General features: G+C 60.3%; 16 protein-coding genes. 5 read left to right on the plus strand and 11 right to left on the minus strand.

The annotated features are described in order from the left end of the window. Positions 1-57: 57 nt before the first annotated feature. Entirely contained in the window at positions 58-672 is a 615-nt protein-coding gene (locus tag JK232_RS08045) for a LysE family translocator (protein WP_072928757.1), read from the minus strand. Positions 673-801: 129 nt separating this feature from the next. Between JK232_RS08045 and JK232_RS08050 the strand changes: the two genes are divergently transcribed. The 4 genes from JK232_RS08050 to JK232_RS08065 all read left to right on the plus strand — a co-directional run bounded on the left by JK232_RS08050 (position 802) and on the right by JK232_RS08065 (position 4861). Beyond that, positions 802-1605 (plus strand): threonine/serine exporter family protein, encoded by an 804-nt coding sequence (locus tag JK232_RS08050; protein ID WP_212589044.1) that lies wholly within the window; start codon positions 802-804, stop codon positions 1603-1605. Beyond that, entirely contained in the window at positions 1602-2066 is a 465-nt protein-coding gene (locus JK232_RS08055) for a threonine/serine exporter (protein ID WP_165698432.1), read from the plus strand. Before JK232_RS08050 ends, JK232_RS08055 begins: the two co-directional genes overlap by 4 nt. A 249-nt stretch (positions 2067-2315) precedes the next feature. Then, complete coding sequence (folA, locus tag JK232_RS08060) at positions 2316-2798, plus strand: type 3 dihydrofolate reductase (protein ID WP_101827987.1); 483 nt, start codon at positions 2316-2318, stop codon at positions 2796-2798. A gap of 167 nt (positions 2799-2965) precedes the next feature. After that, positions 2966-4861 carry a PhoX family protein gene (locus tag JK232_RS08065; protein WP_101833927.1) on the plus strand — a complete coding sequence of 632 codons (1896 nt, stop codon included), beginning with the start codon at positions 2966-2968 and terminating at the stop codon, positions 4859-4861. A gap of 93 nt (positions 4862-4954) precedes the next feature. On the opposite strand, the gene apaH is transcribed toward JK232_RS08065, so the two are convergent. From apaH to lptD, 6 genes are all read right to left on the minus strand, one after another. After that, a complete protein-coding gene (apaH, locus tag JK232_RS08070; RefSeq protein ID WP_072928768.1) occupies positions 4955-5806 on the minus strand; it encodes a bis(5'-nucleosyl)-tetraphosphatase (symmetrical) ApaH in 852 nt (283 codons plus the stop codon). A 3-nt stretch (positions 5807-5809) separates the two neighbouring features. Further along, positions 5810-6187, minus strand: a complete 378-nt coding sequence (gene apaG / locus JK232_RS08075) for a Co2+/Mg2+ efflux protein ApaG (protein WP_101827985.1) — start codon at positions 6185-6187, stop codon at positions 5810-5812. Beyond that, positions 6187-7023 carry a 16S rRNA (adenine(1518)-N(6)/adenine(1519)-N(6))-dimethyltransferase RsmA gene (rsmA, locus tag JK232_RS08080; protein ID WP_072928773.1) on the minus strand — a complete coding sequence of 279 codons (837 nt, stop codon included), beginning with the start codon at positions 7021-7023 and terminating at the stop codon, positions 6187-6189. The genes apaG and rsmA overlap by 1 nt, the downstream gene beginning before the upstream one ends. Continuing rightward, positions 7016-8014: a 4-hydroxythreonine-4-phosphate dehydrogenase PdxA gene (pdxA, locus tag JK232_RS08085; RefSeq protein ID WP_212589045.1), complete on the minus strand. Its 999-nt coding sequence runs from the start codon at positions 8012-8014 to the stop codon at positions 7016-7018. The genes rsmA and pdxA overlap by 8 nt, the downstream gene beginning before the upstream one ends. Then, positions 7992-9293, minus strand: coding sequence for a peptidylprolyl isomerase SurA (gene surA, locus JK232_RS08090; protein WP_072928777.1), 1302 nt, complete (start codon positions 9291-9293; stop codon positions 7992-7994). The genes pdxA and surA overlap by 23 nt, the downstream gene beginning before the upstream one ends. 64 nt (positions 9294-9357) lie before the next feature. Continuing rightward, positions 9358-11700, minus strand: coding sequence for an LPS assembly protein LptD (gene lptD / locus JK232_RS08095; protein ID WP_072928779.1), 2343 nt, complete (start codon positions 11698-11700; stop codon positions 9358-9360). Positions 11701-11881: 181 nt separating this feature from the next. Between lptD and djlA the strand changes: the two genes are divergently transcribed. Further along, entirely contained in the window at positions 11882-12697 is an 816-nt protein-coding gene (gene djlA / locus JK232_RS08100) for a co-chaperone DjlA (RefSeq protein WP_072928780.1), read from the plus strand. Between the two features lie 78 nt (positions 12698-12775). On the opposite strand, the gene JK232_RS08105 is transcribed toward djlA, so the two are convergent. The 4 genes from JK232_RS08105 to rluA form a co-directional block, all read right to left on the minus strand. Further along, complete coding sequence (locus JK232_RS08105; RefSeq protein WP_212589046.1) at positions 12776-13186, minus strand: type II toxin-antitoxin system HicB family antitoxin; 411 nt, start codon at positions 13184-13186, stop codon at positions 12776-12778. 49 nt (positions 13187-13235) lie between these two features. Beyond that, positions 13236-13418 carry a type II toxin-antitoxin system HicA family toxin gene (locus tag JK232_RS08110; RefSeq protein ID WP_101857891.1) on the minus strand — a complete coding sequence of 61 codons (183 nt, stop codon included), beginning with the start codon at positions 13416-13418 and terminating at the stop codon, positions 13236-13238. A gap of 100 nt (positions 13419-13518) precedes the next feature. Further along, a complete protein-coding gene (locus JK232_RS08115; RefSeq protein WP_212589047.1) occupies positions 13519-14814 on the minus strand; it encodes a Gfo/Idh/MocA family protein in 1296 nt (431 codons plus the stop codon). A gap of 250 nt (positions 14815-15064) precedes the next feature. After that, positions 15065-15751, minus strand: a complete 687-nt coding sequence (gene rluA, locus JK232_RS08120) for a bifunctional tRNA pseudouridine(32) synthase/23S rRNA pseudouridine(746) synthase RluA (protein ID WP_101827983.1) — start codon at positions 15749-15751, stop codon at positions 15065-15067. Between the last annotated feature and the right edge of the window lie 25 nt (positions 15752-15776).

The following is a 15776-nucleotide window of genomic DNA, read 5'->3' on the forward strand; positions in this document are numbered from 1 at the left end:
TAACCGGCGGGCAATAAAAAGGCGGGCCGCAGCCCGCCTGTCACCCCAAAGGGGCGATCAGCTCAGCGCCACTTTGATGCCGAGCGCGATCAGCACCCCGCCCAGCAGGCGATCGATAATCTTCTGCGCTTTGGCCAGCCCGCGGCGCACCGGTTCGCTCTGGATCAACACCACCAGCAGCGGCCACCAGACGGCGGAGAGGCCGAGGATAATCCCGGCGTACCAGAGTTTTTCCCCGACGCTGGAGTTAACCTGCAACACCTGGGTAAACACCGCCAGGAAGAACAACGTGGCCTTTGGGTTCAGCAGGTTACAGAGGTAGCCCTGGACAAAGGCGGTTTTCAGGCTCACGGATTGGGCGCTGAACTGGCTGAGGTTCATTTTGCTGTCGCCTTTGGCACGCAGCGCCTGGATGCCGACCCAGATCAGGTACGCGGCACCGGCATATTTCAGCACGTTGAACAGCCACGGCGTGGTGGTGATCACCACCGCCAGCCCGGCGACACAGTAGGTCATATGGGTGGCGACACCGCAGGTCACACCGAGCGCGGTGATCATGGCGGCGGAGCGCGGGTAGCGGGCGGCGTTTTTAATCACCAGGAAGAAATCGGGGCCGGGGGAGAGCATACCCAGGGCGGCGATGGTCGCGACAAACAGAGACGTTTCTAACATTATTGACAAAACCGGGAGCGGAAAACGGGAATGATAGCCTCCCCGGCAAAATTTCGCATCACGCTTATTGGTTATCCGCTGCCGTTATGTTAACAATTCCCTTTTCTTTGTAAGGATAAAGGGGCCGTTATGCAGGCAGTTTCCTTGTCGCCGCCTCCGGCGACCGCCCACCCGCAACAGCGGGAGATTACCCGGCTCTGCATTCAATGCGCGCTGATGCTGCTCCAGCACGGCGCGGAAAGTATGCTGGTGGAGCAGCTCGCCGCGCGGCTCGGCATCGCGCTCGGCATGGACGCCGTCGAGAGCGCCATCTCCGCCAATGCGGTGGTGCTGACCACCCTGAGCAACGGCCACTGCCTGACCACCACCCGCCGCAACAGCGACCGCGACATCAATATGCATGTGGTCACTGAGGTGCAGCACTGCGTGATCCTGGCGGAGCACAAGCTGTTACAGAGTGACGACGTGGCAAAACGGCTGGCGAACATCCGGCCGCTGCGTTACCCGCGCTGGCTGGTAGTGCTGATGGTCGCCTGCTCTTGTGCCTGTTTCTGCCGGCTGAACGGCGGCGGCTGGAGCGCGGCGGCGGTGACCTTTGTGGCGAGCGGTGCCGCGATGGCGGTGCGCCAGTGGCTGACCGCGCGGCAGATGAACCCGCTGATCAACTTCTGCCTGACGGCGTTTGTGGCGACGGCGATTGCCGGTTTGCTGTTGCGGCTGGAGGTGCTGCATACGGCGTCAGGCGTGGCGATGGCCGCCAGCGTGCTGCTGCTGGTGCCGGGCTTCCCGCTGATTAACGCGGTGGCGGACATGTTCAAAGGGCATGTGAATACCGGGCTGGCGCGTTGGGCGATGGCCAGCCTGCTGACGCTGGCGACCTGCATCGGCATGGTGATGGCGATGGCGCTGTTTGATCTGCCGGGGTGGTCATGAACCTGTTGCTGCTGTTGCTGGAAGATATGGCGCTGGCGGCCATTCCGGCGCTGGGGTTTGCCCTGGTGTTTAATGTGCCGCAGCGGGCGCTGCCCTACTGCGCCGCGCTGGGGGCCGCCGGGCATGGCGCCCGGCTGCTGATGATGCACGCCGGGCTGCCGGTTGAGTGGGCGTCACTGCTGGCGGCGGTGCTGATTGGGGTGATCGGCATTAACTGGTCACGCTGGCTGCTGGCGCACCCGAAAGTGTTTACCGTGGCGGCGGTGATCCCAATGTTCCCCGGCATCTCAGCCTATACGGCGATGATCGCGGTGGTGGAGATTGCCCGTGTGGGTTACAGCGAGGTGCTGATGGCACGCATGGTGACCCATTTCCTGCGGGCCGGGTTTATCGTCGGCGCGCTGTCGGTTGGCCTGTCGCTGCCGGGGCTGTGGCTCTACCGCACGCGGCCGGGCGTCTGACCCTTTTTGGGCAGTCCGGGCGATCTTATTCTGCCGGGTGTGCCTTTAGATACGATGAAACACGTGAATAAGTCACTATTTGTGGCGAAATAAACGGTAAAATGACGGCTTCGCTAAGAGCTGTCTTATAAATTCTTGCGGAGGGGCGAACGCTATCGACGGCTTTACTCCCTTTCCGTATAGTGGCAGCACTTTTCGGTGACACATTTTTTTCCGACGACAACACTTTCCGACACACAAGGTTCAACAATGATTATCAGCCTGATCGCTGCACTGGCGGTGGATCGCGTTATTGGTATGGAAAACGCCATGCCATGGCATTTACCGGCTGACTTGGCGTGGTTTAAACGTAACACGCTCAACAAACCGGTAATTATGGGACGCAAGACGTTTGAGTCTATTGGACGCCCGTTACCGGGACGCCACAATATTGTTATCAGCAGCCATCCGGGCGACCACGACGGCGTCACCTGGGTGACCTCGGTTGACGACGCGATCGGCGCCGCCGGTGAGGCCGCTGAAGTGATGGTGATTGGCGGCGGGCGGGTGTACACCCAGTTCCTGCCGCGCGCTGACCGCCTCTACCTGACGCACATCGATGCGGAAGTCGAGGGCGACACCCATTTCCCGGACTACGAGCCGGACGAATGGGAGAGCACCTTCAGCGAGTTCCACGATGCAGATGACAATAACTCCCACAGCTACTGCTTCGAAATCCTCGACCGCCGTTAACGCCTGACTGACCCCGGCGCGTGAGCTTCACGCGCCTGTTTCCCCTGTTTTCCCGCTGTAACAATTCTTGTTTTTTGTAACAATCCTGTCACTTTCCCTGTTTACACTGGCCCGCATCATTGCAGCCGGCAGCCTTGCTGCGTCAAATAAAGCATAGGGAATTCCGCATGAGTGACAAAATTGAACTGAACGACGATCGCCTGATCAACCCCACCCGCCGTAAGTTGCTGCTCGGCAGCGCCGGGGCGGTGGGGCTGGCGGGTTTCCTGGGCGGCATCAGCGCGTTCCCCGGCAAAAGCTGGGCCGCCGGTACGGCCGCAGGTGTCACCGGCAGCCCGCTGCTGGGCTTCAAAGGCATCGCCGCCTCCACGGAAGACAAGGTGGTACTGGCAGAAGGCTACCGTGCGGATGTGCTGATCTCCTGGGGTGACCCGCTGCACCCGGATGCCCCGGCTTTTGACCCGAACGGCGGCAACAGCGCAGCCGATCAGGAGAAGCAGTTCGGCGACAACAATGACGGCATGAGCTTCTTCCCGCTGGATGAAAACCGCGGCGTCATGGCGATCAACAACGAATACGTCAACGAACAGTACCTGTTCGCCCACGGCGGCAGCAAAGCCACCAGCCTGGAAGATGTGCGTAAATCCCAGGCGGCGCATGGCGTCTCGGTGGTGGAAGTGCGCCGCATCGCCAACTCCCCGCGCTGGGAAAAAGTGATCGATTCGCGCTACAACCGCCGCATCACCGCCGCCACGCCGATGACCTTCAGCGGCCCGGCAGCCGGCAATGCGCTGCTGAAAACCGAGGCAGACCCAAGCGGCACCAAGGTGCTCGGCACCTTCGGCAACTGCGCCAACGGCAAAACCCCGTGGGGCACCTACCTCACCTGCGAAGAGAACTTCGACACCTATTTCGGCACCAAACAAGCAGGGTTTGTCACCACGGCCGATCAGAAACGCTACACCCTGAAGCCGGATGAGCCGGAGCGCAACTGGCCCGATTTCGACCCGCGTTTCGACGTGGCGAAAAACCCGAATGAATTTAACCGCTTCGGTTGGATCGTGGAAATCGATCCGATGGACCCAACCTCCACGCCGATCAAACGCACGGCCCTCGGCCGTTTCAAGCATGAAAATGCCGCCGTGACCGTGGCGAAAGATGGGCGTGTGGTGGTGTATATGGGCGACGACGAGCGCGGCGAGTTCATCTACAAATATGTCTCCAACGGCAAAGTGGACACCGCCAACCCGGCCAACAACCGCACCCTGCTGGATGAAGGCACGCTCTACGTCGCACAGTTCAACGGCGATGAGAACGGCACCCCGCTGAAAGGCACCGGCAAATGGCTGGCATTGCGTTTCGGTGAGAACGGCCTGACGCCGGAGAACGGCTTCCAGGATGCGGCGCAGGTGGTGATCTTCGCCCGTAAAGCGGCGGCCAAAGTGGGCGCGACCCGCATGGACCGCCCGGAATGGATCGCGGTGAACCCGCATGACGGACGCGCTTACTGCACCCTGACCAACAACAGCAAGCGTGGCGGCGAGGGAATGCCCCTGAACGCGGCGAACCCGCGCCCGGACAATATCTACGGCCAGATCATCCGCTGGGATGAGGGCGGCGACGCCACCGCAGAAAACTTCCGCTGGGACATGTACGCGCTGTGCGGCAACCCGATTGCCCACCCGCAGGGCGTGAACCGCGGCACCCCGAACATCACGGCGGAAAACACCTTCAACAGCCCGGATGGCCTGGGCTTTGACCGTGACGGCCGCTTATGGATCCTGACTGACGGCAAGTACACCAATAAGGATGACTACCAGGGGCAGGGCAATAACCAGATGCTGGTCGGTGACCCGAAAAGCGGTGAGATCCGCCGTTTCCTGGTGGGGCCAAAATCCTGTGAGCTGACCGGCGTGGCCTTCACCCCGGACTACCGCACGCTGTTCGTCAACATCCAGCACCCCGGTGAAGAGGGCGATTCCCACTTCCCGAATAACAGCCCGCGCCCGCGTTCGTCGGTACTGATGATCACCCGTGAGGATGGCGGCATCATCGGCGCGTAACGTAACGCCTGAACCGCGCGCATAAAAAAGCCGCCGGGCACTCACCCGGCGGCTTTTTACATCTCATCAGGCCTCAGAACACCCGGCAGAAAATCAGGACGCTTTCGGCGTGGCGTCGTCGAGGTCCGGCTGGCGCAGCGAGGGCTGGTGGAAATAGGTTTTATCTTCCCAGCGCAGCAGCGTTAAATCACCGCCCCAGCAGCAGCCGGTGTCGAGGGCGTAGATCCCCTCCGGCGTGCCGCGCCCTTCCAGCGAGGCCCAGTGACCAAAGATAATTGCGTAACCTTGTTCGGCAACCTGGTTCGGCAGCGCAAACCACGGCTTCAGCGGGGGCGGCGCGCGATCCGGCGTGTCTTTGCAGATCATGTCGAGCTGGCCGTTCGGGAAGCAGTAACGCATCCGCGTCAGCGCGTTGGTGCCGAAACGCAGGCGCGCCAGGCCGGTGAGTTCCGGCAGCCAGTTGTTCGGCATATCACCGTACATGGCATCCAGGAACAGCGGGTAGCTGTCACTGCCCAGCACCGCTTCCACCTCACGCGCACACATTTTCGCCGTCTCTAAATCCCACTGCGGTGTGATGCCGGCGTGCGCCATCACCAGGCGTTTTTCCTCATCCACCTGCAGCACCGGCTGGCGGCGCAGCCAGTTGATCAGGTCATCCGCGTCCGGGGCATCCAGCAGCGGCGTGATGCGATCTTTCGGCTTGTTACGGCTGATCCCGGCGTACACCGCCAGCAGGTGCAGGTCATGGTTGCCCAGCACCATCCGCACCGCGGAGCCGAGTGAGCGCACATAACGCAGCACCTCCAGCGACGCGGGGCCACGGGCGACCAGGTCACCGGTGAGCCACAGGGTGTCATGGGCCGGGTCAAACGCCACCTGCGCCAGCAGCGCGCGCAGCTCGTTGTAACAGCCGTGGATATCGCCTATCAGGTATGTCGACATAGATCAGTTAATCATGGTTGGAATGGCGAGACGGAACGCCGGTATAGCGACACGGAAGGCGTCGCCGTTCTGGTCAACCATCTCGTAGTGCCCTTGCATGGTGCCGAGCGGGGTCTCCAGCACGGCGCCGCTGGTGTACTGGAATTCACTGCCCGGCGCGATCAGCGGTTGCTCGCCGACCACTCCTTCGCCCTGAACTTCCATTTTGCCGCCGTTGCTGTTGGTGATGAGCCAGTACCGGCGCAGTAACTGCACCGGATGGCGCCCCAGGTTGCGGATCGTGATGGTATAGGCAAACACATAGCGATCCTCTTCCGGGAAGGAGTGGGACTCAATGTAAACACTCTGTACCTGAACGCAGACGCGGGGCGACTCAATCATTACAGCGACTCCTGTGGTTCCTGCTGCAAAGGCGGGTTGGCGGAGAGCCAGTTCGCCAGTGCGCAATACTGCGCCACTGAGATGTTCTCCGCACGCAGGCTGGGGTCAACCCCCAGTTCGGTCAACTGCTCCGGCGTAAAGAGGTGGCCGAGGCTGTTGCGGATCGTTTTACGGCGCTGGTTAAACGCCTGGGTGGTGATGCGGCTCAACATGCGCACATCGCCGACCGGGTACGGCAGCTCACGGTGTGGTACCAGGCGCACCACGGCGGAATCCACTTTCGGCGGCGGGGTAAAGGCCGTCGGCGGCACTTCCAGCACCGGGATCACGTTGCAGTAATACTGCGCCATCACCGTCAGGCGGCCATAGGCTTTGCTGTTCGGCCCGGCAACCAGGCGGTTGACCACCTCTTTCTGCAACATAAAGTGCATGTCGCGGATCGCCTGAGTATAGCTGAAAAGATGGAACATCAACGGGGTGGAGATGTTGTACGGCAGGTTGCCGAATACGCGCAGCGGCTGCCCGGCTTCTTCCGCCAGCTCAGCGAAGTTCACCGTCATGGCGTCCTGCTGGTGGATGGTCAGCTTGTCTTTCAGCGTGGGGTGCACTTCAAGGCGGGCCGCCAGGTCGCGGTCCAGCTCGATAACGGTCATTTTGTCCATGCGTGCGCCGACGGGTTCAGTCAGCGCGCCGAGGCCGGGGCCAATCTCTACCACGGCTTCGCCGGGTTGCGGGTGAATGGCAGACACAATGCTGTCGATGACAAACTGATCGTTTAAGAAGTTTTGTCCAAAACGTTTGCGGGCAAAATGCCCTTGGTGGACTCGATTATTCATTACTGTTGGTTATCATTTTAATGGCAAGGTTTAAGGCCGTTTTGAAGCTGCCTGCGTCGGCGGTGCCGCTGCCGGCCAGCTCTAAAGCGGTACCGTGGTCAACTGAGGTCCTGATAAAGGGCAGGCCGAGGGTGATGTTCACCGCGCGGCCGAACCCCTGATATTTTAGCACCGGCAGCCCCTGATCGTGGTACATTGCCAGCACCGCATCCGCATGTTGCAGATATTTGGGCTGGAACAGGGTGTCCGCCGGCAACGGGCCGGTCAGTTGGATCCCGGACTCACGCAGTGCGTTCAGCGCCGGGATAATGGTATCAATCTCTTCACGCCCCATGTGGCCGCCTTCACCGGCATGGGGGTTCAGGCCGCACACATAGATATGCGGGCGGGCAAGACCAAATTTGGTGCGCAGGTCGCTATCCAGAATGGTGATCACTTCATGCAGGCTCTGCGGGGTAATGGCATCCGCTACCGCTTTCAGCGGCAGGTGCGTGGTGGCCAGTGCCACGCGCAGCTCTTCGGTCGCCAGCATCATCACCACACGTTCGCAGCCGCTGCGGTCAGCAAAGAACTCGGTATGGCCGCTGAACACCACGCCCGCGTCGTTGATCACCCCTTTGTGTACCGGGCCGGTGATAAGCGCGGAAAACTCGCCGTTCAGGCAACCGTCACAGGCGCGCGCCAGGGTTTCCACCACGTAGGCGCTGTTGGCGACGTTCAGCGTACCGGCCACGGCCGGTTCCGCCAGCGCCACCGGCAGCACGGTGAGTTGCCCGGCCTGCGGGGTAAACGCCTGCCCCGGCTGGTAGGGACGCAGGCAAAGCGGCAGCCCAAGCTGGGCGGCGCGCTGAGACAACAAAGCCGGATCGGCGCACACCACCAGCTCAACAGGCCACGCCTGCTGAGCCAGGGCAATCACCAAATCCGGCCCAATCCCGGCGGGTTCGCCGGGCGTAATGACCACAGGTTTAGGGTTGTTGAGCATTGCCATCCAGGATTTTTACGTAGGCACTGGCGCGTTGTTCCTGCATCCAGGTCTGTGCCTCTTCAGCAAATTTGCGGTTGAACAGCAGCCGGTATGCCCGGTCTTTCTGGGCCGCATCGGTTTTATCCACCTGGCGGGTGTCCATCAGCTGGATCAGGTGCCAGCCAAAGGCGGAGTGAACCGGCTGGCTGAGTTCCCCTTTCTGCAATTTCAGCAAGGCGTCACGGAAGGCCGGATCATACATATCCGGGGATGCCCAGCCCAGATCGCCGCCCTGCATGGCAGAGCCCGGATCCTGGGAAAGCTGTTTCGCCAGGGTGGCGAAGTCCGCTTTGCCGCTCTTGATCTGCGCGATCGCGTCCTGCAATTTGGCGCGCGCCTGGTCGTCAGTCAGCACCACGGACGGCTTCAGCAGGATGTGGCGGGCGTGCACTTCGGTAACCGACACTGTCTGGTTGTTGCCGCGGATGTCGTTCACGCGCAGGATGTGGAAGCCCACGCCGGAGCGGATCGGCCCGACCACCTGGCCTTTCTGCGCGGTTTGCAGGCGTTCAGCAAACAGCGTCGGCAGCTCTTCCAGCTTGCCCCAGCCCATCTGGCCGCCTTTCAGCGCCTGCGGGTCAGCGGAGTAGGTGATCGCCAGTTTGCCGAAATCGGCCCCGCTGTTGATCTCACCCACCAGTTTTTTCGCCAGATCTTCTGCCTGATCGACCTGATCCTGGGTCGGGTTTTCCGGCAGCGGGATCAGGATGTGGCTCAGGTTGAATTCCGCACCGCTGCCGTTCTGGGCGGCGATCTGCTTCGACAGTGATTCCACTTCCTGCGGCAGGATGGTCACGCGGCGGCGCACTTCGTTGTTACGCACTTCAGAGATCAGCATCTCTTTACGGATCTGCGCGCGGTAGGTGCCGTAGTTCAGGCCGTCATAGGCCAGGCGGCTGCGCAGCTGATCCACGCTCATGCGGTTCTGGGCGGCAATGTTGGCAATCGCTTTATCGACGTCCGCGTCGGTCAGGGTAATGCCCATTTTCTGCGCCATCTGCAACTGGATGTTGTCCATGATCAGACGCTCCAGAATCTGGTGGCGCAGCGTGTTGTCATCCGGCAGTTGCTGGCGGGCGTCTTTTGCATTCATCTTCACTGACTGCATCAGGCCATCCACATCACTCTCCAGCACGACGCCGTTATCCACCACGGCGGCGACCCGGTCAACTTCCTGCGGTGCTGCGAACGCGGTATTGGCACAGATAGCCAAGCCGAGAATCAGCGTTCTCCAGTTCTTCATACCTTTTCCATTTTTGTCATCCGCATAGCGGGTTAAAGTTTACACATCTTGCAGTTGCACATAATCAGAATGCACGCTGATACGGCAGGATACCCTGCTTCAGCATCTCATCCGTCCCGAGCGAATGGTTACTGCTCAGGCCGCGCAACTCAATATTAAATGACACCCTGTTATCGTACTGGCTTGATTGGGTCGTGTTGTCCCAGTCAGTGATTTTGCGCTCATACCCGAGGTTGATGGCCCAGCAGCAGGTGCTGTACTGCACCCCGATCAGCTGATCGGCCGGCTGTTTCGCCTCAATATCGTAGTAGTAAGCGGCCACCACAGCCCAGCGGTCGGCCAGAGGCCAGCTCGCTGTCATCCCTACCTGGGAAATACCCTGCTGGTAACCGGGGTTCTGCACACTCGGCAGCGTGGCCTGGATGTATTCCGGGCTGGCGTAACGGTAATTCAGCTGAACCATCCGCTCTGCGTCTTTCCGGTACTCCACCACCGCATCGCCCAGGGCCACGGCGTCGAGACGGGTGTCATACTGCAACCCACCACGCAGGCCCCAGTTGTTGTCGATCCGCCAGTAGGTATCCCCGGCCCACACCAGGCTGCCGGTATCGTCGCTTTCATCCAGCGAGGAGTTCGGGTCACCGGTGCGCGGCTGGGTGAAGTAGTAGATTTGACCCGCAGAAACATTAAAACGTTCAACCAACGCATCATCATAAATCCGCGAGGTCACCCCGGCGGCCAGCTGGTTGGCTGACGCGATGCGATCCAGGCCGCTGTAACTGCGGTCACGGAACAGGCCGGTATAGTCCGATTGCAGCAGGGTGGAGTCGTAGGTGTAGATGTCGCTCTGGTTGCGGTACGGGATGTAAAGGTACTGCGCGCGCGGCTCGAGCGTCTGGGTGTAGCCCTCGGCCCAGGTCATGCTGCGGTCAAACACCATTTTGCCGTCGGTCTTGAACTCCGGCATGGTGCGGTTGACGTTGTCCTGCAGCGCCAGGTTGTTATTGGTATTGAATTCGTCCGGCACATCCTGCTGGTAGTGCGTGGCCAGCAATTTGGCTTCGGTGTCCAGGCTGCCCCAGCTGTTGGCCAGCGGCAGGCTCAGGGTCGGCTCAATGTGCAGGCGCGTCGCTTCCGGGTTGTCCGGGTTGACGCTGGTGAATTTCACCGCCTGCCCATAGATGTTGAAATCAAACGGGCCGACATCATTCTGGTAGTAGTTGATGTCGAGCTGCGGCTGCGCACGGTAGGCGTTGGCGTTGCCCGAATCGGCAAAGACCTGGAACTGTTTCGACGCCAGTTTCACATCCCAGTGGGTGTCCGCATAGCCGATGCTGAATTTCTGCGTGGCGTAGCCATCGGTGGTGGACCCGTACGTGGAGTCGAGGTCAGTGAAGTATTTGGAGTCACTGACTTTCAGGTAGTCGATGTCAAAACGCCACACCTGATCCATTACCCCGCCGTGGCGCCAGTAGAAGAGCCAACGGGTGTTGTTGTCATCTTCCGGGTAATCTTTTTCGTACTCTTTGTCGCTCGGCAACCAGTCAAATTCCACCACACCGGCGCCTGGGGCGGTCAGGTAGCGGAACTCATTCTGGAACTGCATCCCACGCTTGCTGATGTAGTGCGGCGTCAGCGTGGCGTCAAAGTTGGGCGCGATGTTCCAGTAGTACGGCAACATGAACTCGAAGCCGTTGTTGCTGCCGAATTTGGCATTCGGGATCAGGAACCCGGAACGGCGGCGGTCGCCCACCGGCAGTTGCAGGTACGGGCTGTAGAATACCGGCACCGGGCCGATTTTAAAGCGCGCATTCCAGATCTCGGCGACTTCTTCCTGGCGATCGTGGATAACCTCGGAACCGACCACGCTCCAGCTGTTGTCACCGGGCAGGCAGGAGGTAAAGGTGCCGTTGTCGAGGATGGTGTAGCGGTTGCTGTCACGCATCTTCATCTTGTCGGCGTTACCCCGGCCCTGGCGTCCTACCATCTGGTAGTCGCCCTGATCCATATCGGTATCTTTGGTGTTCAGGTTGGAGAAGGCGCGCGGGCCTTTCAGCTTGATCTGGTTATCGTCGTAATGGACGTTACCGGTGGCCGTCACGGTGCGCGTCGGCTCCGGCTGGTTTTCCACCTGCGTCTGGTTCAGCTCGACCTGGTCAGCCGTCAGCGTACTGTTGCCCTGCTGGATATTGACGTTCCCGGAGAAGACCGCATTGTCCGGGTAATTGGCCTCACTTTTGTCGGCCTGGATATGCACCGGCAGCGTGTTGGGGTCGCCATTAACCAGCGGCTTATTATAGGTGGGAACGCCGATCATGCATTGTTCAGCGAGGTCGGCCAGCGCACCCTGGCTGTAGAGTGCCGAGCCAATCATGGTGGCCAGCAGTGTTGGGAGACATTTTTTCATACGCGGTATTCGGTGTTCCGTCATCAGAGGCGTCATGCCGGCAAACGGTCAGAGACTATATCACTCATCAGCGTTGCGCTAGTGTTAAATCCAGCCGTGGGTCTGTCGTCGTTAGGCATCCGGATAAATGCCGGGTATGATAAAGCAAATCTGACGCAACGGCATGTGAATTGAGGAGTATATGCAGTATTGGGGAAAGGTGCTCGGCGTTGTACTGGGCTTGATGTCCGGCGCAGGCTTTTGGGGCGTAGTACTAGGGTTGTTGATCGGCCATATGGTTGACAAGGCGCGGGCCGCCCGCAGCCGCGGCTATTTTGCCGACCAGCAGACAAGACAGACCATATTTTTCCGCACCACCTTCCAGGTCATGGGGCACCTGTCGAAATCGAAGGGACGCGTGACGGAAACGGATATCCAGACCGCCAACCTGTTTATGCAACGCCTGAACCTGCATGGCGAGCAGCGCACTATGGCGCAGCAGGCTTTCCGTGAGGGTAAAGAGGGCAACTTCCCGCTGCGTGAGAAACTGCGTGAACTGCGCAGCGTCTGCTTCGGCCGCTTTGACCTGATCCGCATGTTTCTGGAGATCCAGTTGCAGGTGGCGTTCAATGACGGCGAGCTGCACCCGAACGAGCGCCAGGTGCTGTATGTGATTGCCGAGGAGCTGGGCATTTCGCGCGGCCAGTTTGAGCAGTTCCTGCGCATGATGGAAGGCGGCCAGCAGTTCGGCGGGCAGCAGCAGGGCGGTTACTCCCACGGCGGTTTCCAACAGCCGCAGGGGCCGACGCTGGCCGATGCCTGCAAAGTGCTGGGCGTGAAAGAAGAGGACGATGCCACCACCATCAAGCGTGCGTACCGCAAGCTGATGAGTGAGCACCACCCTGATAAGCTGGTGGCCAAAGGGTTGCCGCCGGAAATGATGGAGATGGCGAAGCAGAAAGCGCAGTCGATTCAGGCCGCCTATGACCTGATCAAACGCGAGAAAGGTTTCCGCTAAGCCCGTTGCGTGCCGTGTCACCGCGAAAGCCGCCCCTGGGGCGGCTTTTTTATGGTTTCAGCGCCGGGGAAAAGAGGGTCAGTACTGTGCCAGCTCTTTTCTTGCGGCTTCCGCCAGAAAATGGCTGCGGCTGCTGTAACGGGGGTTCTTGTTTACGGTGGTGTCGATTTTCTCAATTAACCTCTGGGGCAACGTGATATTGATGCGTTCCGCTTTCCCCATAAACTTGGTTAAATCGACCATCACGCCGTACCAGAACCCCTGCGAATAATTTTTATCCGGTATCCCTGTCCGGCTCATCATGCCTGATGCCTGGGGAATCTCTCTTCCCAGTTCGGCGAGCATCTCAAAGTGTGCTTCCAGCGCGCTTTTCGCATCAGCCACCGTCTCTTCCAGCGTATCGCCTGCAAACAGGCAGCCCGGCACATCGGGGAAGGTGCCGCTGGCAGAGCCGTCTTCGTCCTGATGGATATAGGCGGGATATAACATGCTTAACACTCCGGCGTTAAAAAGGAGCGCCTGTTCAGGCGCGCCTTGATTATTTTAGTTTCGCATCCTTCAGGATTTGTTGAAGCGTCCCTGTCTTCAGATCTTTCCGTGGGTGTGGAACCGTTACAATGATAGGGAAATCTGGGTGGCTGAAATGATGGTGGCTTCCTTTTACCCTTATCAGCGTCCATCCGTTTTCCTCTAACAACTTCATCAGCTCCGAACTTTTCAAACATCCTCCCTGTCGTTCACTGATGAAGTGATTATACACACGATACACACTGGTGGCCTCCCTGACAAGTCAGTGGAGGTAAGGTCGTGTGTACCGGTTCTCAGCGCCCGCGCAGCTTACGTACCACCTCGAACTCGTCGAAGAACACCGGGGTGCCGCGCTGCATGGAGAGGTTACCGGCGACACCGGTCAGGATAGACAGGGTGCCGGCGCGGTGGTCGGCGGCGCGGTGCAGCGGGTCAGCGGGCGGGTTGCCGAACAGGTCCGCCAGCATCGCCTGATCGCCGCCGCCGTGCCCGCCTTCACCGGCGGTAAAGTCCGCTTCCCACGGGGTGCCGAACATCGGGTACACGGTGATGCGGCAGGCGTCGAGGTTGCCTTCCTCCTCACGCAGGCCGCCGCCGTTGACGTAGGAGTTCTCCTCCACGTTCATCTCCAGCCGCCCCTTGCTGCCGTTGAACACCACATTCAGCCCCTCTTTCGGCAGGTACGCGTTGAGGGAATAGGTGAGCTGCGTGCGGTTGCGGTACTTCACCAGCACTGACAGCGTATCCTCAATGGTGATGCCGTCGCTGAAGACGCTCTGGTCACGGTAGTAGCTGTCTTCATGCTCCGCCTCCAGGTAGAGCGCGCGCAGTTGCGGGTTCTCGTCCATATGCAGGGCGAACGGGTCATCCGCGGCCTGCGGCGCGCCGTGCGCCCGGCTGTAGAACCGGGTTTCGCCGCGTTTTTCCGCATTCTCCCGGCCGTAAAAGCGCAGGTCGCCCAGTGCAAACACCTGTTCCGGCGAGCTGTTGAGCCAGAAGTTCATCAGGTCTAAATGGTGGGTCGATTTGTGCACCAGCAACCCGCCGCTGTTGCGCTTGTCGCGGTGCCAGCGGCGGAAGTAGTCCGCGCCGTGCTCGGTATTCAGCAGCCACTCAAAATGCACTGAAAACACCTCACCAATGGTGTCGTTCATCAGCAGTTCACGCACTTTGCTGTGGTGCGGCGCATAACGGTAGTTGAACGCCACGCGCACCTGGCGGCCGGTCTCCTCAATCGCCTCTGCAATACGCAGGGCGCGCGCCGCGTCGATGGTCATCGGCTTTTCGGTGATCACATCACACCCGGCGTGCAGCGCCCGCACAATATAGTCGTCGTGGGTACGGTCGATGCTGGTAACAATCACGGTATCCGGCCGGGTTTCGGCGATCATCGCCTCAAACTGCCCGGCCCGCCAGGTGGACACCGGTGCTGCCCCGGCCTTGGCCAGCAGATGGTTGGCGTAGTCCATCCGCGTCTGGTTGGTGTCGCAGAACGCCACCCACTGCGCGCTTTCGCGGTAGGTGGCGGCAATTGCCTCAAGGTAAAGCCCGGCGCGGCCGCCGGTGCCGACCAATGCATATCTTTTCATCCAACATTCTCCTGAGAGCCGCACCCAACCGGGCGGGCGGAAAAGGGGGAAGTGCCCATGCTGACAGCATGTTTTTTAAGCATAATGCCTCTCCGTGACCGTTACCCGCATGGCGGTGATAAACAGTAAAAGAGAGCGGCCGCCGGAAAACAGGCAAAGGGCAGCCGCGCTTAACGCTATGTCATGCGCGGTGGAAAAAAGGTGCGTCAGCTCACACGCGGCACGCCTGCCCCAGAGGGAGGCAGGGCAGTCAGAAATCCGCCGGGGCGCGGAAGGTCATGGAAGTGTGGTAGTGCGGGTGGGCCAGCGTCAGGGTTTCAGCGTGCAGTTGCAGGCGGTTGGCCATCGCCCGGGCTTCCGGCGGCGCGTAAAAATTATCGCCGAGAATCGGGTGGCCGAGCGCCAGCATATGCACCCGTAACTGGTGCGAACGGCCGGTGACCGGGGTCAGCCGCACGCGGCTGGTGCCGTCCTCATCCCGTGACAAGACCTGATAGAGCGTCTGCGCGGTTTTGCCGGTTTCAAAGCAGACTTTCTGCTTCGGCCGGTTCGGCCAGTCGCAAATCAGCGGCAGGTCAATCAACCCTTCATCCTCTGCCACATGCCCCCAGACCCGTGCCAGGTAGCTTTTTTTCGGTTCGCGTTCGCGGAATTGCCGCTTCAGCTCCCGCTCTGCCGGTTTGGTCAGCGCCACCGCCAGCACGCCGCTGGTGGACATATCCAGCCGGTGCGCCGATTCCGCCAGCGGGAAATCCCGCTGCACGCGCGTGATCACGCTGTCCTGATGCTCTTCGGCACGGCCGGGCACCGACAGCAGGCCGCTCGGCTTGTTCACGACCATGATGTGATAATCCTGATAGAGAATCTGTAGCCACGGCTCTTGCGGCGGGTTATAGCCTTCCAGCGGCGGTGTCTGTGACGCGGTATGGTCGCTCATGGTGTTGGGTCACTGTAGAGGGGAA

The organism is Nissabacter archeti (assembly GCF_018257325.1).
GTDB lineage: Bacteria > Pseudomonadota > Gammaproteobacteria > Enterobacterales > Enterobacteriaceae > Chimaeribacter > Chimaeribacter arupi.